The 23,658-nt window shown below is 47.3% G+C and carries 16 protein-coding genes, 1 tRNA gene and 1 other annotated feature; of the genes, 6 read left to right on the top strand and 11 right to left on the bottom strand.

Features of this window, described 5'->3' with window-relative positions; translation table 11 throughout:
• Positions 1-117: 117 nt before the first annotated feature.
• The 6 genes from holA to ACFQ3W_RS15680 form a co-directional block, all read right to left on the bottom strand.
• Positions 118-1,137: a DNA polymerase III subunit delta gene (holA, locus tag ACFQ3W_RS15705; RefSeq protein WP_379320185.1), complete on the bottom strand. Its 1,020-nt coding sequence runs from the start codon at positions 1,135-1,137 to the stop codon at positions 118-120.
• Positions 1,138-1,494: 357 nt separating this feature from the next.
• Positions 1,495-2,745 (bottom strand): anti-sigma factor family protein, encoded by a 1,251-nt coding sequence (locus tag ACFQ3W_RS15700; protein WP_379320184.1) that lies wholly within the window; start codon positions 2,743-2,745, stop codon positions 1,495-1,497.
• Positions 2,742-3,290, bottom strand: coding sequence for an RNA polymerase sigma factor (locus tag ACFQ3W_RS15695; RefSeq protein WP_379320183.1), 549 nt, complete (start codon positions 3,288-3,290; stop codon positions 2,742-2,744). The genes ACFQ3W_RS15700 and ACFQ3W_RS15695 overlap by 4 nt, the downstream gene beginning before the upstream one ends.
• A 230-nt stretch (positions 3,291-3,520) precedes the next feature.
• Positions 3,521-6,217, bottom strand: coding sequence for a ComEC/Rec2 family competence protein (locus ACFQ3W_RS15690; RefSeq protein WP_379320182.1), 2,697 nt, complete (start codon positions 6,215-6,217; stop codon positions 3,521-3,523).
• Between the two features lie 136 nt (positions 6,218-6,353).
• Positions 6,354-6,872, bottom strand: coding sequence for a deoxycytidylate deaminase (locus ACFQ3W_RS15685; RefSeq protein WP_379320181.1), 519 nt, complete (start codon positions 6,870-6,872; stop codon positions 6,354-6,356).
• Positions 6,873-6,891: 19 nt separating this feature from the next.
• Positions 6,892-7,374, bottom strand: a complete 483-nt coding sequence (locus ACFQ3W_RS15680) for a helix-hairpin-helix domain-containing protein (RefSeq protein WP_379320180.1) — start codon at positions 7,372-7,374, stop codon at positions 6,892-6,894.
• Positions 7,375-7,527: 153 nt separating this feature from the next.
• On the opposite strand from ACFQ3W_RS15680, the gene comER reads away from it, so the two are divergent.
• The gene (gene comER / locus ACFQ3W_RS15675; protein WP_379320179.1) at positions 7,528-8,370 is read left to right on the top strand and encodes a late competence protein ComER; all 843 of its coding nucleotides are present in this window, start codon (positions 7,528-7,530) and stop codon (positions 8,368-8,370) included.
• A 114-nt stretch (positions 8,371-8,484) separates the two neighbouring features.
• Here comER and leuS read toward each other — a convergent pair whose 3' ends face one another.
• Positions 8,485-10,926, bottom strand: coding sequence for a leucine--tRNA ligase (gene leuS / locus ACFQ3W_RS15670; protein ID WP_379320178.1), 2,442 nt, complete (start codon positions 10,924-10,926; stop codon positions 8,485-8,487).
• Between the two features lie 62 nt (positions 10,927-10,988).
• Positions 10,989-11,207 (bottom strand) — a binding site (T-box leader).
• 167 nt (positions 11,208-11,374) lie between these two features.
• Here leuS and ACFQ3W_RS15665 point away from each other — a divergent pair.
• Positions 11,375-11,451: transfer RNA gene (locus ACFQ3W_RS15665), tRNA-Pro, on the top strand.
• Positions 11,452-12,155: 704 nt separating this feature from the next.
• Here ACFQ3W_RS15665 and ACFQ3W_RS15660 read toward each other — a convergent pair.
• Positions 12,156-13,142 (bottom strand): hypothetical protein, encoded by a 987-nt coding sequence (locus ACFQ3W_RS15660; protein WP_379320177.1) that lies wholly within the window; start codon positions 13,140-13,142, stop codon positions 12,156-12,158.
• 491 nt (positions 13,143-13,633) lie between these two features.
• Positions 13,634-15,433 carry a flavocytochrome c gene (locus ACFQ3W_RS15655; RefSeq protein ID WP_379320176.1) on the bottom strand — a complete coding sequence of 600 codons (1,800 nt, stop codon included), beginning with the start codon at positions 15,431-15,433 and terminating at the stop codon, positions 13,634-13,636.
• Positions 15,434-15,644: 211 nt separating this feature from the next.
• Here ACFQ3W_RS15655 and ACFQ3W_RS15650 point away from each other — a divergent pair, with 211 nt between their 5' ends.
• Positions 15,645-17,291, top strand: coding sequence for a sensor histidine kinase (locus tag ACFQ3W_RS15650; protein WP_379320175.1), 1,647 nt, complete (start codon positions 15,645-15,647; stop codon positions 17,289-17,291).
• Complete coding sequence (locus ACFQ3W_RS15645; protein ID WP_379320174.1) at positions 17,266-18,060, top strand: response regulator transcription factor; 795 nt, start codon at positions 17,266-17,268, stop codon at positions 18,058-18,060. Before ACFQ3W_RS15650 ends, ACFQ3W_RS15645 begins: the two co-directional genes overlap by 26 nt.
• A 227-nt stretch (positions 18,061-18,287) precedes the next feature.
• Here the strand turns inward: ACFQ3W_RS15645 and ACFQ3W_RS15640 are convergent, their stop codons facing one another.
• A complete protein-coding gene (locus ACFQ3W_RS15640) occupies positions 18,288-19,349 on the bottom strand; it encodes a hypothetical protein (RefSeq protein WP_379320173.1) in 1,062 nt (353 codons plus the stop codon).
• Entirely contained in the window at positions 19,333-21,219 is a 1,887-nt protein-coding gene (locus ACFQ3W_RS15635) for an HSP90 family protein (protein ID WP_379320172.1), read from the bottom strand. The genes ACFQ3W_RS15640 and ACFQ3W_RS15635 overlap by 17 nt, the downstream gene beginning before the upstream one ends.
• 427 nt (positions 21,220-21,646) lie before the next feature.
• Between ACFQ3W_RS15635 and ACFQ3W_RS15630 the strand changes: the two genes are divergently transcribed.
• Entirely contained in the window at positions 21,647-22,234 is a 588-nt protein-coding gene (locus ACFQ3W_RS15630; RefSeq protein WP_379320171.1) for a TetR/AcrR family transcriptional regulator, read from the top strand.
• A gap of 73 nt (positions 22,235-22,307) precedes the next feature.
• Positions 22,308-23,633 carry a condensation domain-containing protein gene (locus tag ACFQ3W_RS15625; protein ID WP_379320170.1) on the top strand — a complete coding sequence of 442 codons (1,326 nt, stop codon included), beginning with the start codon at positions 22,308-22,310 and terminating at the stop codon, positions 23,631-23,633.
• Positions 23,634-23,658 lie beyond the last annotated feature (25 nt).

Here is a 23,658-nt window from a genome sequence, read left to right as displayed (position 1 = left end):
ACACCAACGATTATAGTATCGGTGTATCGCAAAAGTCAAACGCACAAAAAGAAGTCCCGAATCCTCCGCAGTGATACGTTGTGAGAATTCGGGACAACGGGTTGCCTCATATTCGCGTTAAGCGCCCAGCTTCAGCAGGAACAACTCCAGTCCAAGCACTTTGTCGATCCCTCCGCTTTTCATGCGGTAATCGAGCTCGGCCAAGTCGGAAAGTATCGACCGCAGCCTTCCTGCATCAAATTTACGAGCCTGTTCTCCGGCCAGTTTGACTACGTACGGATGCAGACTTAGCTGTGAAGCGATTTGCTGCTGCGAATAGCTTTGGCGAGCCAGCTCCTTCACCTGCAGCATGATACGAAATTGTCTGGCGATGAGCGCGGTAATTTTAATCGGTTCCTCTCTCTGCTTCAGCAGCTCATAGAAGATGCTAAACGCTTTTTCCAGTCTCAGCTCGGCAATATGCTCCACCATAACAAAGATATTTTGTTCCGTGCTGCGCGCTACCAACTGCTCTACGGCATTCGTATCAATCGATCCTCCAACTCCGGCGTATAAGCACAGCTTATCCACCTCCGCCGCCAATGCCGCCATTTGTACGCCGCTGGATGCAATGAGCGCCTCCGCAGCCGCCTTGTCGATCAAACATCCGCGCTTCTCGACCTCGCGGATGGCCCACTGTACGAGCTCTCCCCCGCCAAGCGGCATGAAGGATAGCACCGTTCCTGCAGCCTTCATCGCTTTGACGACCTTTTTTCGCTCATCCAGCTTCTCGCCATAGACGATAAACACAATAACACTATGCTCTGCCGGATTACTGATATATGATAGCAAGGCCTCGATCTTATGCTCGATTTTGCCGCCTTCTTTACCTGCCGTAAACACTGAGGAGTCCCGGACGATGATCAACTTGCGCTCCACCAAAAACGGCAGCGTCTCCGCTTCTTCCACAACCGCCTCGATTGGCGTTTCCGATAGATCAAAGACCACCATAGCAAAATCTCGCTGGTCCCGGTCTACCAGCCGTTCCTGTAGGAGCGAGGTAAACTCCTGGATCTGATATTTTTCCGTTCCATAACATAAATATAACGGAGAGATCCGCCCCTGCTTAATATCCTTAACTGCTGTTTTTGTGTCCATTCGGGTTCTCCCTTCCGCTTTTAGCTCTTATTATAATACTTCGATTTCGGGGATTCGTCCAAGCCCATCCCAAGAAAAACGTCTATCGACGTATATTCAGGGAAGGGTCCGCTTCTTTAATCTAAAAAGCAACAGAGGGACCTCTGCCTCATGGCGAAAGGTCCCTCTGTCCCGGAACATCTATATAAACGCGGGCGAAAAAGCTCTAGAAACTTCTCGCCAGCGGTCATACGACGATCAGGGGTAAATATTACTCTCTACTATACATATAACCTATTCAACAGCTTCTGAAAAGGTGCATGCTTCTTTTGTTTGTTCAGCCAATTTCATTATAGAAATCATCTATGCCGACCACGTTTAAGGCTGATTTGCTGGTGCCGAATTTGTCGGTGCATTGTCACCATCCGCTTTCTCCACATCAAAGGTATGGGTCGCAGGCGCACTGTCCTCTTCCGTTTCGTAGCTGAACGTTTTGCTGTCTTCGGACCATTTACCCTTTACCCAAGTTCCGGCTAAGGCAACATCTGAAACCAGTGACCGATCCGAGAACTGAAGTTTATAAATGTATAAATGTCCTTCCTTCAGCTCTGCTTCAAAGGCTCCATCCGGCGACGTCCACATGGTCTGTATATGCGGCGCCGCAAAGGTCATCATCTTGTTGTCCAGATTGCTCGATTCTTGATTTAATGACTCCCGATCAGCTTGGTCCTGGCCTTTGCTCTCGCCGCCTCCTCCGCCTCCTCCACCTGCTCCCGATTTAGAGCTGCTCTTGAAATTTTGAACAGGTGTATCGGTCTTAGCGTTACCGGCGGCCGAATTGTTGGGATCGGATGATCTATCATCTTTCACCGCGGAATCGCCGCTTTTCGGCGGCACACCCACGGATGGAGCATCTCCCGTAGCCGGGCTATTCGCTTTAGAGGGAAGTCCCATTTCAGAGGATCCACTATAATCAGTGCTATCCTTATGCTCCGATGGAGCTTTGCCGCCGGAGACTTCGCCTGTTTGCCCCTTCTTACTCAAAGTCGAAGCAGCAGCATCGTCCTTGCTGGAGCTATTTCCAGCATCGGCTTTTGGCACAGTCGTATCTTTATTTTCCGCCGGTGCATCCAATGAGGAATACGTCTCAGTCGCTTGGGAATGATCCAAGCTCTTTGACGCCATTTCCGCATCTGGAGCGGTTCGAGGCTCATACTGGTATATAAAGACACCCAAAATCAATGCGGCCGCCACGCCAAGCGAACCGATTCGGTATGCGCGACTCCGCCGTGATGCTCCCGCTGCATCCCGCTCGCGAAGCCTGCGCCGATTCAGCGCGTTATGATCTGATGCTTCCATCGTCACAACTTCCGCTTCAACGGTACTCCCCTCTTCACGGCGTGCCCGGTCAATCTCGTCCAATTGAGGAAGTATAGCATCGACTAAGCTGTAGTTCGGAACGACCTTTGGAAGCTCTTCAAGCCGGGCGGATAGCTTGTTAAGCAGCTCGAACGTCTCGGCACATTCCGAACACTGACGAATATGCTCAAACAAGAGTGAGCTTTCATCAGCACTCAAATCATTGTCAATATAACGATGCATCCATTCCACCGCCTCCGGGCATTTCATCCTGATACACCACCCTTCTGATAATCTTGGAGTAAATGCTGCAGCTGTTGTCTCGCTCTAAATAAATAGGATTTCACGGTGTTCAGCGGTAAATTCAAACTGTCAGCAATTTCGTTATATGAAAAGTCCTGCAAATACCTGAGCACTACGACAGAACGATGATGCTCCGGCAGTTTCTCGATCGCCTGGCGAATGTCCTCGGCCATATAGCCAGACATTACCTCCCGTTCTACACTTTCATTTCCTTGAAAAACCAAATCATGTTCTTCAATCGAAACGGTCGGTTTGCTTCTCCGAAACTTGTCGATGCAAATGTTGGTGACAATCCGTTGAACCCAGGTTTTAAATTGAGCCTTTTCTTCATAAGAATCAATTTTTGTATAAATTCGAATTAGAGCTTCCTGGGCCGCATCGTGTGCATCCTGCTCATCGTTTAAAATGTAATAGGCTGTCCGGTATACGTGATTCTCAATCTCTCGCAATAGGGTGATTAGAGCGTCGCGATCGCCCGTTTGAGCGGCTCTGATGAGTCCCTGCTCTACCACAAAGGCTCCCCCTTCCTTGCAACCTTACTGACGCTAGAGTTCGGCAATATGTTGCAATGTTGTTACTATTTCTAAAAAAAATATGGGAAAAAGGTCTTATGACCGTAGGTGTCCCATTAATCTCACCTAAGGATACCAAAAAAAACAAAGCGCGTCATCCTGCCTATTTGCTCAAAATAGCTGTTATATCGGCATCTCTTCCTATGAAAACGGTTTTGGGCTAGGCTAAGCTAGGGCTCTTTGTACCTGACCTTCATAAACCCGTTTTGCACTTCAATTTGTATCTCTCCTTGCTGATCAGTTCGAAATACCGCCATTCCCCGCTTCTGCAAGCGGGTCAGGACAGATTCGTGAGGATGTCCATAGCGGTTTGTAGCTCCAACAGAAATGACCCCCACCGCGGGCTTCCAATAGGAGAGCCAATCCTCAGTGGTTGAGGTCTTACTGCCATGATGAGCCACTTTCAGCACATCGACCCGCTGCTCCGTCTTCTCCAGCTTCAGCACCTCTTCTTCGGAGGCCTCATCCAGATCACCTACAAATAAAAACGCAGCTTCGTTCATTTCCAGCCGAAAAACGATCGACCTAGGGTTTTGATCCTCCGCATAAGGTAAGGAAGCCGTTTTTTTATCCTGTGGCAATGGATACAAAAAATCAAGCCTAGTCCGTTCATCCGGCTTTAAAACCATTCCGCGATATGCGGAGTATATCGGGATGTGCCGGTTTAGGGCTGTATTCATGATCTTCTCCATCGTTTTGGATTCGGCAAGACTGCCGTTAATGAGTACGGCATCAACTGGAAACTGCTCCAGAACAGCCTGCAGCCCGCCGATATGATCTTGATCGCCGTGCGTCAAAATCATGGCATCTAACCGGTGAATTCCCCTTTTTTTAAGCAGCGGGACGACCGTTTTTGCCCCGACTTCATAAGGGTCTCTCCGTTTTCTCCAGGCATCGGATGGCTTTCCAAATGAAACCGTTCCGCCGCCATCAACCAAAATATTAGCGCCTGACGGCGTTGTAATCAACGTGCAATCGCCTTGCCCCACGTCAATAAATTGAAGGTGCCCCACTGCTCCCTTATCATTCTCCGGCGCGTATCCGAACCAGAGCATCATCGTAAGACTGATGGCTACTGCACTTCTGAGCAGTACTCTTTGGTGGACTGTAATCCACTGGCTCAGTGAGTAAGTTCCTCTGATGCGGTATACTTTGACTGAGGGGGGACGTTGATTCCGTTTCTCTTCACGCTGCCCATGAAGCCGTGATAACGGAGCCGTCTCATCATCAATAGCCTCTTGGCCACCGACGTGCAATTTGGCCCTCCTTGCTCCCAAATATAAGAGTATAAAGCAGAATCCATAGAATAAGGCTATCCAAAGCAAGGAAGGCGATTTCCAATAAGTCATAAATCCGCTCCGGCTTCCAAGCCATTCCGTAGTCCAAAAGGTGGCAGAGTTTAGCAGCTTTACCGGTACGGCCACCCACATTCCAAGCGGAAATGCAAGGAAGCTAAGCAGCAAGGCGGCAGTGCCTAACGGCAGCGCGATTCCACCGATCACCGGAACAAGCAGCAAATTAGCTAACAAGGACAGTAGCGAAAATTGATTGAAGTAGTAAATAGTCAGGGGAAAAGAAACGATTTGAGCAGCGAGTGTGATGGCAAGCGTTCCGCTTACTTTAGCGGGTAACCCGTTGAAGTAAGGGCGGATCAGAGGCACAAAAATGATAAGCCCGGCCGTAACGGCAAACGAGAGCTGAAAACTGACGTTTAGTAAAAAATAAGGCTCCCAGAGCAGCATTAGCAGCGCTGCTGCCGAAAGCACGTTGATGCTGTCCTTCATAAGCCCACGCCGCAGCAAATAGATGCCCAGCATCGTCATGATTCCCGAGCGGATTACCGAAGGTGAAAATCCGGTCAAAAGAACGTAAGCGGGCACAAAAATTAAGACGACCAAAAGCGCTGTTTCCCGGCTCACCCGCAACAGGCGCAGCAGTCCAAAAATGATGCCAACATTTATTGCTACATGGCTGCCGGAGATCGCTAAAATATGCGTTAGGCCAAGCTGAGTAAACTGTGCGTATTTAGCCGGCTCAAGTTCATCCTGCAAGCCGATGATCAGCCCCTTCATATAACCAGCCTGCCAATCCGGGAATAACCTCTCCAAGCGCTCCCCTAAGCTGACGCGAAGCGTATCGACCGTTCCGAGGAAGCGACTAGCTCCCCATTTACCGGGAAGAACAGTGACAGCTTCTGAGCCGGCTGATTTGATCAGCCAGTGAATTCGCTGATAATGAAGATACTTGCGATAATCAAAACCGCCGAAGTTTCTCGCCGTTTGTGGACGTTCTAAACTTCCTGTTAGCGAAATTTCTTGACCGCGTCGCCAGGTCGCCGCCGCCTTTAATTGCTCAGGAGCCGCTAAACGGAGCTGAACCCGTGCTTTTTCGCCTCCAGGGATATTCCCTTCACCTTCCTGATTTTGCTGATTTGCTTTATTTGACTGATCCACCTTTTCCCCGCCGAGCCGTGTAATCTGACTGAGCTTCACCGTGAAATCAACACGGTCTCCATCGATCTCTACGTCAGATACAATGGTTCCTATTGTGCGAACCGAAAGACCGTCCAGCTTATCTTGTTCTGTTCCTTTACCTGAGCTCTCCAGTGCCGATAATCCCTCAGAAATTTGACTTACGTTCCTCGATTCGTTATACATCCAGTACACTGCCCCAACCGTGAATGCCAGCAAAAGCACTCCAAGCTTCCGCCAGGGCCAGCGTCCGAAGATACAAATCGCCGGACATAATAGCAATATTCCGCTCCACAGAAGCCAAAAACGGCTGGCGTCTATCAAATGAGCCAAAGCGCTTCCGGCTATCCAGCAGCAGACTATTCCAGTCAGCGGTCTTCGCAACAATCGTCTCACTTCCTTCCCTTACGAGGGAATAAAAAAGCACCACATCTGCTTTAAAAGCAGATGTGGTGCTTCCATCATCTCTCGTCATGTAATTCATCGAGTTTTCAGTTGTAAATAGCCTCTACCGGGTCAAACCAAAGTCCCCTTACTCCTCGACCTCGGAAACCGTTTCTTGTGGAGGTTGGTAAGTTTCCAGTCTACGGAACGTAATGCCCTTTTGCTCCATCATCGCGGTCACTTTACCCGTATCCTTCGGATAAGGTCGATGGAAGACGACCTCCGTAATACCGCTGTTGGCGAGCATATTGGCACAGGTCCAACAAGGCTCGTCCGTAACATATACGCTCGACCCTTCCCGATCAATCCGGTCGGTGAACAACAGCAAATTCTGCTCCGCGTGAATGGTACGAACGCAGCGTTGCTTTTTGACCATCGTCTCCTTGCCGTCAACGCGTACCAGCTCAAAATCTTCAGCGATCATGCATCCGGCTTCCGAGCAATCCGGCACGCCGGATGGAGCCCCGTTATATGCCGTTCCCAGCAGCTTTTTACCCTGGACCAGCACAGCTCCAACATGGCGGCGGTTGCAGCGTGACCGCGTAGACACCATATAAGCGATATCCATGAAATACGTATCCCAATCTTTACGTTTGTCCGGATTCATCTCTTTGGCTCTCCTGTTCTTAAAGCCCGATATAGGGCTTCATTTTTTCAAGCATTTTGTCCCCGATTCCTTTTACCTTCTTCAGGTCATTTACGGAAGTGAAAGCGCCGTGAGCATTCCTATAGTCGATAATGGCTTCTGCTTTTTTCTTGCCGATCCCGGGAATTTCCTGCAGTTCAGTTAATCCTGCCTGGTTGATGTTAATCAGGTTTTGCTTCGGCGGCTGGGATGATTCAGCTGAGCCAGCGGAACCGGATGGTTGGTTTGCTTCAGCTTTTCCAGTAGAACCTTGGCTTTTCACTGCAGAAGCAGATGCCGCCCCCTTCGATTCCTTGGCTGCCTCCGACATGTCCTCATGTTTCTGCATCGCTGACGCTACTTCCGTATTTATAGGAGTCCAACCTTCAATCCCGGCCGGGTTGCTCCCTCCCACAGCGAACAGCATCAATCCGGCCCCAATGGCGGCCGATACGATCGAAGTCAGCACATACTCTCTCCTCAAGCTTATTGCCCCCAATCTTAAAAGAATCTGTCTACCTAGGTCATGAAGATCCATTCAAGATGCATACATATTTATATACAAGTATAAGCAGGCGGCCCTTACGCTTCGCTAAAGTCAAGAAATGGTGCGTGAAAGCACGGAAGGGGGAAACGGATGAGAGTAGCCTTTATTGGAACTGGCTCCATGGGTAGCTTGCTAATTGAAGCATTTTTGCGTTCCGGCGCGCTTCTTCCGCAAAGCATATGTGCCAGCAATCGCTCTCAATCCAAAACAAAACTGCTCGCCCAAAGGCATCCCGGACTACATGTTGTCAGAAGCAATGTGGAAGCAGTGCAAGGAAGCAAAATTATTTTCCTTTGCGTTAAGCCTCTGGATTTTTCAAAAGTTATTGCAGAAATTACGGATGCACTGGATGAGAAGCAGATCATCGTATCGATTACAAGCCCTGTTGAGGTTGGAATTCTGGAACAGTTAACTCCGGCCAAAGTCGCCAAAATCGTTCCTAGCATAACGCATTCCGTGCATAGCGGATCTTCCCTATGCATTTACGGCAAACGAATCCGACCTGAGGATCGCCTTCTGCTGGAACAGCTTATGTCGTCGATCAGTACTCCATTTACTTTAAAGGAGACCGAAACCCGGATTGCCTCGGACATTGCCAGCTGCGGTCCGGCTTTTATGGCATACATGCTGCAACTCTGGGCGGAATCCGCTGAGGAGCTAACCGGCATAAGTCGTGAGGACGCCTTAAAGCTTGGCTCGCAAATGCTGCTCGGTACCGGTAAATTACTGACGGAAGGCGGCTTTACAACGAACCAATTGATCGATCGCGTTTCCGTTCCCGGCGGCGTAACCGCCCAAGGCTTAGCCGTATTGGAATCCGGCCTTCGCGGCGTATTCGACCGATTAATCGAAGCGACGCATCGCAAATACGATGAAGATCTCAGCAAGCTACATACCTTGTTTGGACCTTTAAGTTCCACAAAGAATCCATAACTAATGGTGCGAGAACCCAGTAAAGCTGCGGCTCCCTCATTTTTGCCTAAATAGAGCTGGACAAATAAGAAAAGCTTGGGGGCCGCATCATTACCATTATTGCTATGGTTAATTTTAACCAACCACAATATTGACGAGCTTACCTGGAACCGCGATAACCTTACGAATCGTTTTTCCTTCCACAGCCTGCTTCACGTTCGGCAAGCTTAAGCTGTGTTCCTGCATTTCCACTTGACTGAGGTCCTTGGCAATTTTCGTCCGCTCTACGATCTTACCGTTCACCTGAACGACGATTTCCACCTCGGCATCAACGGTCCAAGCCTCATCATAGGTTGGCCAAGCCTCGTAAGTGATCGTGTCCTTGTGTCCCAGACGTTCCCACAGTTCTTCTGCCAAGTGTGGTGCGAGCGGTGACAACAGCTTCGCAAAATCTTCAGCGGCCGCCTTCGGAACAACGTCGGTTTTGTACGCCTCGTTCACAAAAATCATCAGCTGGCTAATCGCCGTATTGAAGCGCAGCCCCTCAAAATCCTCGGTTACCTTCTTGATCGTTTTGTGCCAAGTCCGCTTGAACTCATCACTACCGCCATCTGCGGTAATTTTCGTATTCAAGCCGCCGTTTTCTCCGATGAACAAACGCCATACCCGGGAAAGGAAACGATGTGTTCCTTCTACGCCGTTTGCGTTCCAAGGCTTCGTAGCTTCCAGCGGACCCATAAACATTTCGTAGACGCGCAGCGTATCCGCACCGTATTCATTAACGATCTCGTCCGGATTGATGACGTTGCCGCGGGATTTACTCATTTTCTCGTTATTGGTGCCGAGAATCATACCTTGGTTAACCAGCTTGTGGAACGGTTCTTTCGTCGAAACCACCCCGAGGTCGTACAATACTTTATGCCAGAAGCGCGCATACAGAAGGTGAAGAACGGCATGTTCCGCACCGCCGATGTACAGGTCAACCGGCAGCCATTCCTGCTGCTTCTCCTTGGAGCACAGCTCCTGGTCGTTATGCGGATCGATGTAGCGTAGATAGTACCAGCAACTGCCAGCCCATTGCGGCATCGTGTTCGTCTCGCGACGGGCAGGAAGACCGGTTTCCGGATCGGTCGTGTTGACCCATTCCGTCACATTTGCCAGCGGAGACTCTCCGGTGCCTGACGGCTTGATCGCATCTACGTCCGGCAATACAAGCGGAAGCTGATCCTCTGGTACCGGCTTCATCGTGCCGTCCTCCAGATGGATAATCGGGATCGGCTCGCCCCAATAACGCTGGCGGCTAAACAGCCAGTCGCGCAGGCGGTAAGTTACCTTGCCTTGCCCTTTTCCGCTCTCCTCCAACCAGGAGATCATTTTCTTAATGGCCTCTTCATTGTTCAACCCATTCAAAAAGTCGGAGTTGGCATGCGGTCCGTCACCGGCATACGCTTCCTTGTCCAAATCTCCACCTTCAACGACTTCAATAATAGGCAGATCAAATTGCTTGGCAAATTCGTAGTCCCGTTCGTCATGACCCGGTACGGCCATGATGGCCCCAGTTCCGTAGCCCGCCAGCACGTAGTCGGCAATCCAAATCGGCAGCTTAGCGCCGTTGACCGGATTGATCGCATACGCCCCGGTGAATACGCCTGTTTTTTCCTTTGCCAAATCTGTACGTTCAAGGTCGCTCTTGCGTGCGGCTTGGTCTTGATAAGCCTTAACCGCTTCAAGCTGGGCACCTGTCGTAATCGTCTTCACCAGTTCATGCTCTGGTGCAAGCACCGCATAGCTGGCTCCAAACAAGGTGTCCGGACGCGTTGTGAAGACGGTCAGGGAAGCATCATGTCCTTCGATGCCGAACACGACCTCCGCCCCTTTGGACTTGCCGATCCAGTTGCGCTGCATATCTTTAATGCTTTCTGACCAGTCAAGCTCCTCAAGATCGTCCAACAAACGGTCTGCGTATTCAGTAATTTTCAGCACCCACTGACGCATCGGTTTGCGGATAACTGGGTGACCGCCGCGTTCGCTCTTCCCATCGATAACTTCTTCGTTCGCCAGCACCGTTCCCAGCGCAGGGCACCAGTTTACAGGTACCTCGGCTACGTAAGCTAGACCTCTTTTATACAGCTGGATAAAGATCCACTGCGTCCATTTGTAGTACGCCGGATCGGTCGTGCTGATCTCGCGGTCCCAGTCATAGGAGAAGCCCAGCGATTTGATCTGACGCCGGAAGTTATTGATGTTCTTAACCGTGATATCCCTCGGATGCTCGCCTGTATCAAGCGCATGCTGCTCGGCCGGCAGCCCGAAAGCGTCCCAGCCCATCGGATGCAGCACATTGTACCCTCTCAATCGTTTATAGCGGGAGACGATATCTGTCGCTGTATACCCTTCCGGATGGCCTACATGCAGCCCTGCTCCTGATGGGTAAGGGAACATATCAAGCGCGTAAAACTTCGGTTTGCCCTTCTCTTCACGAGTCTTGAAAGTATGATGCTCATCCCAGTATTTCTGCCATTTCGGCTCAATCGCCTGGGCCTCATAAACGTCATGGGGAATGTTGTTATCCGCCATTGTGTGATCCTCCTTAAACTGCTCTCAAATGTAAAAAACCTCCCGTCCCGTAGCGTATCATCGCTAGGGACGAGAGGAAGTTTCCCGTGGTACCACCCTAGTTAGCGTCGAACATGCTTTGTCCTCCGCTCACTTTACACCCTTAACGCGGGCAAGACGATGATGCTTTTGGCATCATAACTCCAAGGCGAGTTCATTTGGATTCACCAACCGGCTTGCACCAAAATACCGGCTCTCTGTGTAGTGTAATTCAAACTAATATTCCTCTTCAAAGTTCCAGAATATCCAATTTAATCACCCATTATTATATAAAAAGATACCCCATATCGTCAATGGCTAGCTGCTGTCACCCGTTCGCAAATTTTTCATACACCTCCCCCTTTACAGTTTTCATCAAAGGAGTATAATTTATAAATGTTTCCACCGTTTTTGATAGACTTTTGATTAACGAGACGTGGCTCAGCTTGGTAGAGCGCTTGCTTCGGGAGCAAGAGGTCGCAGGTTCAAATCCTGTCGTCTCGACCATATCTAACATTCAGAAAGCTTTGATTTTCAAGGCTTTTTTTATTTTTCTAAAAAAGTAGATTAACTCTTGTTATACCTTAGTCTTTCCACGCTATTACCTATTTACATAATCCAAGTATTAGCTACAGCATATTACAGCTTTATTGATATCCGATTCTTTTATAAGAATATTACCTAATTCATCTATTTTGAACTCAATCTTGTTGTCGTCAAGTCTTTTCTCCAAAGACATTCGTGATTCGTTGGTAAGAACATTCTTTTCCGCGAAAATTATGTAAGGGTTGGATTTGTTACAGCTTGTCGTAATTATACATGTAATTGTCAATATCAAAACGAAAACCTTTTTAATGCAATAGGAATGATTCATCAAATTTCCTCCCTCTTGTTTGCTGCGAGTAACTTCCCAGATACTTTCCTTGAACCTGCCACTTTCTCGATGTGGCTGCTATCGTTCACACCCTAACGAATCCTATGGAGCTTATTTGGACAAAAATGTAGACTTTCTCGCGCTAACGAACCCAGATGATCTTATTTACCTGAAATAATGGCAAAACGAACGAAAAAGTACTAAATAAGCTTCCTCAGGTTCTTTAGAATGGGTAGACCTCTGTTTTTGATTGATTAACGTGTCTCAGATTCGTTAGAATTCAAATGAATTCCAACTATGAGCTTAACTCTCGCCAGCGCTATCAAAGCATAGTTTCTTAGCCTTTCTTCAACTCCCGATTGACCGTCTCAAGCAGGGATTCAATAGAATCCTGATCGAGTAAAATGCCGACCCCGCCTGATATTGGCTCCGCCCGCTCGTGATCAAATTGTGCAAATCTCTCTTTTTCCGCCAGTTTATAGACATCGCGCTTATTTATGTCCTCCCACGTCTTCACCTCGGGTTGCCCTTCCAAATCGATGACGTAAACCAATCCCCCGCCGAGATCCAAATATAGAAAGTGGTTATTTCTGCGAGGCGCCGACGGCCTTGCCCCAATTAATTCAACCTGATGCCTGATTTCAGCACGCGACAGCTCAAGACTTATTACTTGATCCGTCTCGCCATCAACTACTAACGTAAGAGCCGGTACAAATCCGGCAAAAAAACGCAGAGCCAACGATTCGCTCAATCCATCATCAAATACCCAGCCCCGTGGCTGAAGCACAAAAGATTCGCCTCGCTCGAAATAAGTCTGGTTCAGCAATAGTTTTAAACTAGCCGTGCCGTCTACGTCAAAAGACGTAAGACTACTTGGATCAACCGAATAGTACAACAAGCTGCGTTTTTTCCCCATCAAATGCATCTGATCCTTACTGCGTGGCTCCCGGTACAGATCCTCCAGTACCATCATGAATTTTGGATTAGCCGTGGCAAAAAGCTCAGCTGATTTAGCTTTCATTTGCTGTAGGTAGACTAACTGAGTCCGATGTTCCTCAATGCAAAGCCTCACATTTTGATAATGAATAGATAGCTCGTCCATTACCAGTTTACGCACTTCTTCATCGTCCACGGGTATAATATTCATCGTATTATCGTTTCCCCAAACACTGACTGCTGCAAAAAATTGTGCTAAAGCCGTCATCTGCTCGGGCTCCTGATCCAGCAAAAGCTGTTCCATACGAAACCCCGGATGGCTCACATCTATTCTCGGTTCTTCTTCAATGTATTCAATCAAGCTGTGGTTTCTGATCCAGTCGAACATGACGTACTCCTTTACCAGTATTGTGCTAAACTCCAGCCCCAGGTCCTTAAGAAAGACTTGAACACTCTGTCAATCTACTATCAAGACAAATTCCAATTATACCCATTTTAACATTAGGTAACTTGTTAAGCGAGAGTCAAGGCGATATTAAGGTTTTACTGTATAATCATGTATTTTTTTATAAAATATGATAATATAACAATAATAATTTAGAGTGAGGTGGATATCTTGGTTAAATGGCCAGGAAGAACAAAGCTAGATAAGGCATCCGACATCGTTACACTGGTGTCTGATCTAGTCCTATATATCCCGCGCTGGATAATGAAGATTTTAAATTAGGTTGAAGATTCCGGCCACCCGTATCAATTCTCAGAACTTCTTCCCCGTAAAATAATAAAACAGGCCAATCATGGCGTTATTAAGCCATAATCGACCTGTTCAAATCCACAGAGTAGACTCTTCTGTCCACCCTTACTTGCTTCTGTACTGCATTAATTCTTAGCAGCTACGTTTTGTCCTGCGATACGTCCGAACGTAATGATATCGGCGATCGCGTTTCCGCCCAGTCGGTTGGTCCCGTGAATTACTCCGGTAACCTCGCCGGCTGCGTAGAGTCCAGAAATGATTTCGCCTTTTTCATTGATCACGCGAGCCTTCTCGTCGATGACCAAGCCACCCATCGTGTGGTGAACGGACGGAACTGCCTTTTGAATGTAATAAGGGCCTTTTTCAAGCGATTTCAGTCCTGCACGATGATGGAAATCAAGGTCTTTGCCTGTTTTCGCATATTTGTTTACTTTTTGGATCGTCGCTTTTAACGTTTTAACATCGATTTTGAAAAATTTGGCGGCATCCTCAATCGTTTTGGCTTTGTAGAGCACGCCTTGCTTGATCATTTGATCATATTCGTCTTTATGAACTTCATTGGTTTTGCCGATGTCCGCAATCTTTTGGTTCCACAATTGATAGGTGTAACCGCCAGGTTGGGCCAGAATAGCTTTGGAAATGACGTCACGACGTTCCAACTCTTCCACGAAGCGTTTACCTTTTTGGTTAATCAGGATGGCGCCGTCGAAGCGAGAGTCAGCAACAAGGGAAATCACACCTGTTACTGGATTACAAACCGGGTACGTTTGGATATATTTCATATTCGTCAGCTCGGCCCCAACGGCCTCCGCCATAACGATCCCGTCTCCAGTCGATCCTGGCGAATCGGTGGACATATATTTTTCATCCATTTCGGGATTATACTTCTTGCGCATTTCAATATTGGAGCCGAAGCCGCCGGTAGCAAGCACGACACCCTTGTTGGCATGGAACGTAATTTTGTCGCCAGTACTGGATGTTGCGGTAACTCCGGTAACTTTTCCCTGGTCATTCGTTAATAACGTTTCGGCCTTCATGTTGGTTTTGATCACGATTTTGTCCGTATCGGCCTTAGCTTTGAGCTTGGTGATCATTTCGGCACCTGTTTGACCTACAGGAATCAAAGCCCGCTGCTTGGAGTGTCCGCCGAACTGGAACAGGTGATCCGGAAGGAATTGAACCTTAATGTCGTCGCGCAGCCATTCCGCAGAAGCGAGCGCATTGTCAGCCAAGATGCGAACCATCTTAGGCGTACCCAGATTGTCTCCGCCCTTCATTGTGTCTTCATAGAACAAATCTGCGGAATCGCCAGTGATTCCGAGAGCACGCTGAACCCAGTTATTCGGAGCGTTCATCTCACCGCCTGAGATCAGGGTATTCCCGCCTACAGTCGGCATTTTTTCCAGAATAACGACGCTCGCCCCCGCCTTTTTGGCCTCAATGGCTGCGCTGAATCCCGCACCTCCGGCGCCGATTACTACAACATCATAGGTTTGATCGGCTGCTTCCTTGGTTTTTTGCGTGTTTGAAGCTGCGCCCGCTGCTGCGAGTGTTAGACCGGATTTTTTAATAGCGTTCCGGATCGCTTCAAGATAGCCCTTGCTTGTAACGGTTGAACCGCTGATCACATCGACCTCCGGGCTATTCGCAGTCATAACATTCTCTTTAAGCTGCTTAAATACAGGCTCGGCTAGCACTGGATTTTCTTTTTGTTCCATAACTTTAATGTCCGTTATTTTGTTGTCCGAGAAGGATACCTCGACTTTGATATCCCCATGCTTTCCTTCTCCAACTCCCTCCATAACTACTGTCCCGCCAGTGCTGGAGTTGGTGGCTAAAGCTTTTCCGCCGAAAGCCGACAAAGTCATCATGAGACATACGATCAGCAAAATCGGTAATAGCTTTCTTGCGCGAGTACTCACCATCTTCTCTAATCTCCTTTAAAAAGTAATAATTGTGCTAGGCCGTTTGATGGAAATCTTGTATGATAGGCCTGAACATGAATGGGAATTCATGTGAAATTATGCACAATGTTTATTATAGAGATGACATGTCTCGATGTATTTGCACATTCCGGTCTTTTTTTGTCTTTTTCGGGCTTCATGAAAAAAATACATATGGAGGCTTTGATAATCAATGCATTCCATTCAGCGCAAAACGATACTTTATGCGGGCGGCTGCTTTATGTTATTGTTCGTTGCACTGCTTGTCGCTATTTACATGGAAATGAATCATACCGTTGTTCCTTTGAACAGGAGTCTAACGCAACAGGTCGTCAACGCACGGAGCGATCAGATCAATGATTGGTTCAACCAGCGCATCGATGAGATTGACATGCTTGCATCACTGGCTTCGGATCATCAATGGACGAGAAAAGAGCTGCTCCAGGAAACTCGTAAGCTGGAAGCAAAAAAGAAAGAGGAATATGAGTCAATCCGCGTGGTAGACTCCAAGGCCAATTCCTGGTCCCTAAATGATCGGCCCTTCTCAATTCTAAACAGGCATTACTACCGGAATATGATCGATTCCAAGGCCCGGTATGTGGTAAGCAACCCGATCATTTCAAAGGCAAACGGTGCGGAGATCGTCGTTATTTTATATAGGGTGAATCCAGCTGTAAATCAAGAAGTCGTCTATATTGCAGCCGCAGTCTCTACTGATAAGGTGAAGGAGATCGCGCAGGATATCGCCTTGTACGACCAATCTGGGCAACTGATTGTCAACCACAGCGTCCTAGCGAACGGCTCTACGAGCCAAATACATAAGATAAAAGATGATTCAAACGAGGAGGTCAGTTTGTTTAAGGCTCCGATTCAAAGTGTGCAGGGATGGAAGCTGGTACTTAAGGTGCCGAACTCGCAGCTGTCGCTAGCAGTCATGAAGACCCAACGAACGGCATTGCTGGTAGGCGTCCTGATCGGCGGTGTATTTATAGTTCTGCTTACCCTGCTCGCATCGTCCATCATTCGACCGATTCAATCCTTACGCCTGGTGATGAAAAAAGTGCAGGAAGGCGACCAGGCTATCCGTGCCGATGAATCCCGCAAGGATGAAATCGGCGATCTGGGACGAAGCCTCAACGAAATGCTCGTTCAGCTGTATCGTTCAGAGCAGGAGAAGAAGGAGATCGAGCTCAAGCTTGTTTACGAGCAGATAAAGCCGCATTTTTTATACAATACACTGGACACGATTCAGTGGATGGCACAAGATTACGGTGCAGACAATGTCGTGGAAATGGTTGAGGCATTGAGCACTTATTTTCGACTCGGCCTAGGCTCCGGCAGCCTCTATATTCCCCTGGAGCAGGAGTTTTACCACATCGAGAGCTATCTGCATATTCAATGCGTGCGCTATGAGGATATCCTCGATTATGAGCTTCGCTATGATGAAAAACTGCTTCGACACAAGGTAATCCGGTTTATGCTTCAGCCGCTTGTAGAGAATGCCATCTATCACGGGATTAAGCCTTTAGGAGATCGGAAGTATACGATTTCTATCCTCGCCTATGAGGAGGCTCCATATATCATCATTCAGGTCGAGAATAATGGGGCCATGATCCCGACAGATAGGCTGGAGCAGATCAATCATGCGCTGCAAGAGGACAAGTATAATAGTTCCGCCACAGGCTTTGGATTGTACAGCGTCAATCATCGTATTCGACTTGCGTTTGGAGATGAATACGGACTTACGGTATGTAGCGGAGGTGGGGTTACAAAGATGATTGTCAAAATTCCTTTGAATTGGGAGTGGAATGAGGATGTGGAAGATCATAATCGTCGATGATGAAAAGATCATTCGCAAAGGGCTAAAACAATTTATCGAGGAAAGCCCTTATCCATTTGAGGTCGTCGGCGAAGCTAAAAGTGCCGGTGAAGCACTACATCAGCTGGAGATGGCTCCTCCACATGTTTGTTTTGTTGATATCGGTATGCCGAACATGAATGGATTGGATATGATCAGCCTCATGAGAGAGCGGTGGCCCTCGGTCATTGTCGTCATTATCAGCGGCTATGACAACTTCGAATATGCGCGTCAGGCAGTACAGTTGCAAGCGTTCGACTATGTTTTAAAGCCGGTACCTAAGAGCGATTTGAATAAGCTCTTGGACCGCTTGGATAAACATCTGCAGGAAAAATTACCCAATGAATGGAGTGCCGGCAGCATAGCTCAGGAGCAAAAGCCGCTAGCCCATACGGGGGATGGAACGGTGCTCGTTCATAAGGTGACGGAGTTTATTGACAATCACTATCAGGATCCCGAGCTGTCCATTGGCCGCATCGCCTCCTTGTTCCACATTAATCCGACTTATCTTAGCAAACGGATGAAGCAGGAAACCGGGAAATCGTTCATGGACTACATAACGGAGCTAAGGATCTCAAAAGCGAAGGAAATCTTGGTAGATATCAATTCAAACATCAAAATCGGGGATTTGGCCATTAAGGTAGGATACAAGAACCAATACTATTTTAGCCGGATATTCAAAAGCAAGGTTGGCTACTGCCCGCTCGACTATAAAAAGTATCAGCCTACCGGATCGTCGGAGCGGAGTTGATTCCCCAAATGTTGTATTTTGCGCAACAATTGCAGGCATAAGTGAAGCATATTTAAGCTATTGTTGTATTCCATACAACAATTTTGCGAGTTTCACAAGAAAGAGGGCCAATTTGTTGTACACTATACAACAATTGGCCCTTTGGCTCTTCTTGTATAAGCATAATGTTGTATGATATACAACATTGGCCATTTAAGAGGACCATGCTAGTTTTAGAAAAACTTCTACTAGGAAAGTAAGCTATTCAAGTAATCGCTATGATAGCTGTTACCATTCCGTCTATCAAACTGAGCAGCAAGCTTTCGTGCCTCTTCTTCATAAATGGCCGCTAATTGCTCGACGTCCTCCCTAGCGCCGAAATACGGGAATGACGCTGGAAAACGGATGCTGATTCTCTCGTTTTCCTGGGATAGGCGTTTGAGCAGAGCTGCTGCAGGTCCGTAGAAAAACAGCCGGTCGAGCGGACTTTCATGGTCGATCGCCAGCGGTGCGAACTCTTCGAACACTTCAAGACCCCTGATCGGATCTGTATGTTTCAAATACGATATCAAATACCCGGCCGAATTGATAAAGTCACGATTGCCACGAATAAGTCGGTAGCCTTTACGCGCCAGGTCCTCCGCTTCTTTCAAACGGTCCGCCCGATACAGCGGCAGCAAAATCATCGGATAGGTAGCATGCGGAACCGCAGCACATCTCATCTTGCCGTCCATCATCGGCTTTGCTGCTGCAATAGCTTTTTCATCTTTGCCTGCATTTGTGTAGTATTGAACGAGTATATTTTGCTCGCAAGCGATGCAGTCGCTTAAATCATCGCGTTCTTCTGCTTGAGCTTTGCGCAGATGATCCTCCGCATGCTCCAAATTTCCTGTCATGACCTCCAATGTAAATCGGTAGTAATGGTAGAGGCGGTCGCTATAGCCCTCAGCTTTCACCCGCCGCTTCATATCCTCCAGCAGGTCCTCAATTTGCTTCATGCTAATCTCGGGAAAGGAGGTAATATTGTCCAAAATCCACTTGTATGACCAAAGCAGATCGTACATTTCATCCATGAAAAGCTCCGGATCTTTGTCGTATTGGCCAAGCTGCCAGGAGAAGGCCACCAGCGCTTTTTTGGGATAGCCACTAAAGGATGCCACTTCAACCAATTCTGAGCGAGCCTCAAATCCCTGCTCAATATCTCCGGCAGCATCGGCCACCCGGATCGCCTGCTCCAACAGTTCGATTTTTGCCGGACCGTTAGGTAATTCTGTGGCTTCCTCCATCAAGCTTTCAAAATCCATCATCATTATCCTTCCTCTCCGTTTGTGGTGTTCCGGCTGACAAGCCCCAATCGATAAAGCGCAAAATTCCAAGATTCAGCGCTGCCATCTCCTGCCGATTCATCGGATAATGCCCCATCATTAGCGCATTGACATAGAGCATCTCTACGGCGGCAACAAGCATAGAGCTCTCGGCAGAGCTAAATATACGCGATACGACCGGATTGTCCAGGTTCAAATACAACGTTGAATAGGCGGCTTCCTTATACGCAGAGCCTAGCGTATTCAGTATGGAGGACAACTCAGACGAACTGACCTGCTCGGCGGCCTCCAGAGAGCGAAGCTCCGAAGATTCCTTGGATAAGGTAAATAGAGAAGGCAATTCTACCGGTTTAAACCGTTTAAGCTCAACCTGACAGCGGAATCGCTGCAGTGCAGCATCGGCGTGCCGTATATTTTCATAATATTGCAGGCGCTCCTCCCGAGTAATGTCCGTAAAGGCCATGGAAACATCTTCGGGGAGCAATCGGGCGATGTTCATGTCCGGATACACCTGGGCTAAACCATCGATCAGCTCGGCATCATAAATGTAACCGCCATTCACCACCAGAAGCGACTGCGCAGAGGCAACATGCGTAATTTGCCGGAATTCATCCAGCGTTAAAGTAAAATAGATATCCCTTCCTTCATCAAGAAGCTCGCCCAGCTGTCTTCGACCAAAACTGCTTTCAAAGGACAGCCAGCGATGAATGATGCGGAAAAAGTCCAAATCCTCCGCCGCTAGAGCTTTCATCGATAATGTATGCAGACGAATAATATGCTGCAGGCGGTCGGGATCAACCTCCGCCATTCTCATTAACTCGCGGCGCAGCGATTCACCCAACTGCTCCCTCACCGTTTCAAGCTTTTCATTTTCGTAAAAATGCTCCCGGGAAGCTGTTGGCTGCAGCTCATCAGTCCAGACCACACACTTCACAAAAAACGCCCAGTCCGGTAAAATATTTTCCGCCGATTCGGAGACAAGCATATTTTTCAGGTAGACGCGATGGGCTTTCTTGGAATTTAGGTTCACGGCTTGCGGTAGCACATAAGCGATTCCCCCGGTTCTCCCCGATGAGGTGAAAAGCGGAATAAAATCATGGAACCGCTCCCCAAGCAGACGTTCACCGAAGCGAAGAGCTTCATCTCTTTTCCCGCGGGCAAGCTCGGGATTAATCAGCCAATCCGGTCGCATTACATTAATGGTTCTGGATAGACCCTCCGCATGAAGCGTGATCGGATAAGGAAGCAGGGCGCCGTAGTTGTAGAGCCAATTTTGCAAATTCATCGGGTCAAAATATACTTCGCAGCCTGGCTTGCAACGCAGGTACACTCTTGTCCCCGGCGACATCCGGGTATCCAGCCTGCGGATGCTGTAAGTCCCATCGGGCTTGCCTCGCCATTCGAGCGAAAGTCCGCCCTTCGCCGATTGCGTCAGCATCACGATTTCATCGCTGACCATAAAGCACGAGAGCAGCCCGATGCCAAAACGGCCGATAAAGGAGGTTTCCTCGGTCAGCAGTCCCTTTCCACCTCTTTTTGACGACTGTCCAATCATCGCCAGAAATTCGTGAACATCCTCCTCCGTCAGGCCGATGCCGTTGTCCTCGATCATCAGCGTGGCGGTGCTTCCCGAGCCTGTAACCTCTACAGAAATCCGGCCTTCATAGCCATCATCCATCTGTTTTCTTGCTGTAACGGCATCGACGGCATTTTGCAGCAATTCCCTCAGAAACACTCTCGGACTGCTATACAAATGATTGGATAAAATATCGATCATCCCGCTCAAATTGACCTGGAACCGATAATTGTCCTGGCTTAGGTTCTGATTTTCATTCTGATTCTGGTTTTGACTCATCCTATCTTCTCCTCTTAATGATATTACCGATCTTTAGGAAACACTCTATAGGTTTTTCTGTCGTTCACTCGTAACCTACAAATTGAAGCATACTACTTTTATGTAATATTATGGTGACTGCTTCCACTGCTGTATAGTTTAAATTATTACATACCTAACTAAGATAAAAAAAGATATTTTTTCCATGGTTCAAAATGCCTAAACACTGTCTCCCCCAATTAACGAGCTTTAATCCCTCCTGAACATCATACGGTATAAATCTGAACTACCCACTTGGGTCGCGAATAACCGTCAGACCCCTGTGCGTCTGCATCCACCAACAGCATCAATCTCAATTTTATATAGGGTCTCTTTTCGCCCGTTGACAAAACAATGTTCTGTAGCTATCATAACTACAGAACATTGTTTTGTGGATAAGGAGGGCGTTATGTCTCGAATTGTAAAAGCGCCAGATGTAAGGCGGCAGGAACTTATAGAAATTGCTTTGAAACAATTTTTAGAAAACGGCTATGAAAAAACATCTGTCCGCTCTATTTTGAAAGAAGCGGATGGAGAAATTGGCATGTTCTATCACTACTTCAAATCCAAGAATGAGATATACGAAGCGGCTTTAGATAATTACAATGAGAAATACATTTCCGAATTCACCGAAATTGTCAACTCTTCCAGTTTGAGTTTTGAAGAGAAGCTGAATCAAATATTTACCCGCCTACCAGATTCTATTTTCGAATATAGCCAGATGTATACCGAAAAAATAAATCCTGAAATTATGGCGGTATTGCTTTCCAGAACGTTGCTTAAAATGGTTCCTTTGTTTGAAGAGATCATTCTTGATGGCTTAGAAAAGAATATCATGAACGCACCTGTACCCAATATTCATTTGCTAAGTCAATTTATTCTTTTTGGTATGAGCGCTGTTATACACGACATTGAAGTGAACTCTATGGAAGAAAAATTCAGCCATATCAAAGCACTTCTTTCTAAAATATTGGATACAAAGTTGGGGGAGGCATAAGTCAGTAAGCTGTCAGTTCTTTCAATGCACTCTTGGCTATTTTTGGAATGAATCAATAGTAGGAGGTATCATAATGAAAAGCAATAAACTGCACATCTTTACTGAACGTCATATTTTGCGAAACCCGGCACTTACTGTTTTGATGAAAATGAGCGTTGATGGGCATTTTGATGAACCACGTTTTGAAAAGGCATTGCTGACATTAAAAAATGTTCACCCATTGCTGTATTCGTCCGTTATCATTGATCATGACGGAGTGGCTTATTATCGTGAAAATGCCGTCCAACAGCTTGAATTGCATTGTGCTATACGTGAGCGGCAAAATCAATGGTTGGAGGTTGCCGAAACCGAAAACAAGCGGCCTTTTAATTGTGAACAAGGGCCACTCGTTCGATTCTTCGTGCTTTACAGTGAAACGGACTTCGATATTCTTGCCACTGTTCATCATTTGATTGGCGACGGTGACGCTATTGCCCGTTTGTTGCGGGACGTGGTAGCTGCTTATGTGGGTATTGATTTGTCACATCAAGAACAAATACTCATTTCAAGTCAAAATGATTTCCCGCATATCGCAAAACCAACTTTCCTTGTAAAAGCATTTACCCGATCAATAAATAAAATGTGGGATAAAGGTGAGCAGCCCCGTTTTGGAGAACATGAATATCAAGAAATGTTTTGTAACTACCATCAAATAGCAGATATTGGATTATCTTATTCAACGATAAACGCAAGTGAAATGAATGACTTACACAAAGCATGTAAAGCGCATGGCGTAACCATAAATGAAGCGATTGTTACAGCATTTATTTTGGCTATGCAAGAAAATCGGCCACACATGAGCAATGAAAAAACGGTTGTAGGGATTCCAATAAATATGAGGAAACAACTTTCACTATCCGCTGATGATTGCTTGGGCAACTTTGCTTCGGCTGTTACCATCAAAGACCGCTACGATACAAAAAAAGATTTTTGGCAAAATGCCGTTCAGGTGCGAAGCAAGTTGAAATCAAAGTTGAAATCGGCTAAAGCGCCGTGGGTAGTCTTAAATCTTTATGCTCTCTTGAATCCTTTGCTTATTGACGCTATGTATTTTGCCGCTTATGGCAAATGTGATGATGTGGCGGCAAAGAAAGCGGCGGCTATGCTTTCGGTTGATAATCCTTCTTCTACGGCAGTATCTAATCTTGGACGATTGAATTTTGATTGCCGGATTGGTTCATGCCGCATTCGTGATATGGTATTCTTTGCGCCCAAAGCTCCCGGCAGTTATGTTGTGCTTGGAGTAGTCACATTAGGCGATACAATGCAGATTGGATTTAGCTATGATCGTAAAAAAATATCCTCTGATACTATGGAAAATGTCAGCTCAACGGTACTTGAATTGCTGAAAAATGCTTGATACGAAAGCCACATAATGCGGTAAA

It is taken from the genome of Paenibacillus puldeungensis (genome assembly GCF_042678945.1).
In the GTDB taxonomy this organism is placed as follows: Bacteria; Bacillota; Bacilli; order Paenibacillales; family Paenibacillaceae; genus Fontibacillus; species Fontibacillus puldeungensis.
This window is presented reverse-complemented; position numbering and strand designations above follow the sequence as displayed.

What these genes read in the sequence shown, in the direction of transcription:
- holA (WP_379320185.1), bottom strand. Translation starts at nt 1,137, where the DNA reads ATGGACACAAAAACAGCAGTTAAGGATATTAAGCAGGGGCGGATCTCT.
- ACFQ3W_RS15700 (WP_379320184.1), bottom strand. Translation starts at nt 2,745, where the DNA reads ATGAAATGCCCGGAGGCGGTGGAATGGATGCATCGTTATATTGACAAT.
- ACFQ3W_RS15685 (WP_379320181.1), bottom strand. Translation starts at nt 6,872, where the DNA reads ATGAATCCGGACAAACGTAAAGATTGGGATACGTATTTCATGGATATC.
- comER (WP_379320179.1), top strand. Translation starts at nt 7,528, where the DNA reads ATGAGAGTAGCCTTTATTGGAACTGGCTCCATGGGTAGCTTGCTAATT.
- leuS (WP_379320178.1), bottom strand. Translation starts at nt 10,926, where the DNA reads ATGGCGGATAACAACATTCCCCATGACGTTTATGAGGCCCAGGCGATT.
- ACFQ3W_RS15660 (WP_379320177.1), bottom strand. Translation starts at nt 13,142, where the DNA reads ATGTTCGACTGGATCAGAAACCACAGCTTGATTGAATACATTGAAGAA.
- ACFQ3W_RS15655 (WP_379320176.1), bottom strand. Translation starts at nt 15,433, where the DNA reads ATGGTGAGTACTCGCGCAAGAAAGCTATTACCGATTTTGCTGATCGTA.
- ACFQ3W_RS15650 (WP_379320175.1), top strand. Translation starts at nt 15,645, where the DNA reads ATGCATTCCATTCAGCGCAAAACGATACTTTATGCGGGCGGCTGCTTT.
- ACFQ3W_RS15645 (WP_379320174.1), top strand. Translation starts at nt 17,266, where the DNA reads ATGTGGAAGATCATAATCGTCGATGATGAAAAGATCATTCGCAAAGGG.
- ACFQ3W_RS15640 (WP_379320173.1), bottom strand. Translation starts at nt 19,349, where the DNA reads ATGATGATGGATTTTGAAAGCTTGATGGAGGAAGCCACAGAATTACCT.
- ACFQ3W_RS15635 (WP_379320172.1), bottom strand. Translation starts at nt 21,219, where the DNA reads ATGAGTCAAAACCAGAATCAGAATGAAAATCAGAACCTAAGCCAGGAC.
- ACFQ3W_RS15630 (WP_379320171.1), top strand. Translation starts at nt 21,647, where the DNA reads ATGTCTCGAATTGTAAAAGCGCCAGATGTAAGGCGGCAGGAACTTATA.
- ACFQ3W_RS15625 (WP_379320170.1), top strand. Translation starts at nt 22,308, where the DNA reads ATGAAAAGCAATAAACTGCACATCTTTACTGAACGTCATATTTTGCGA.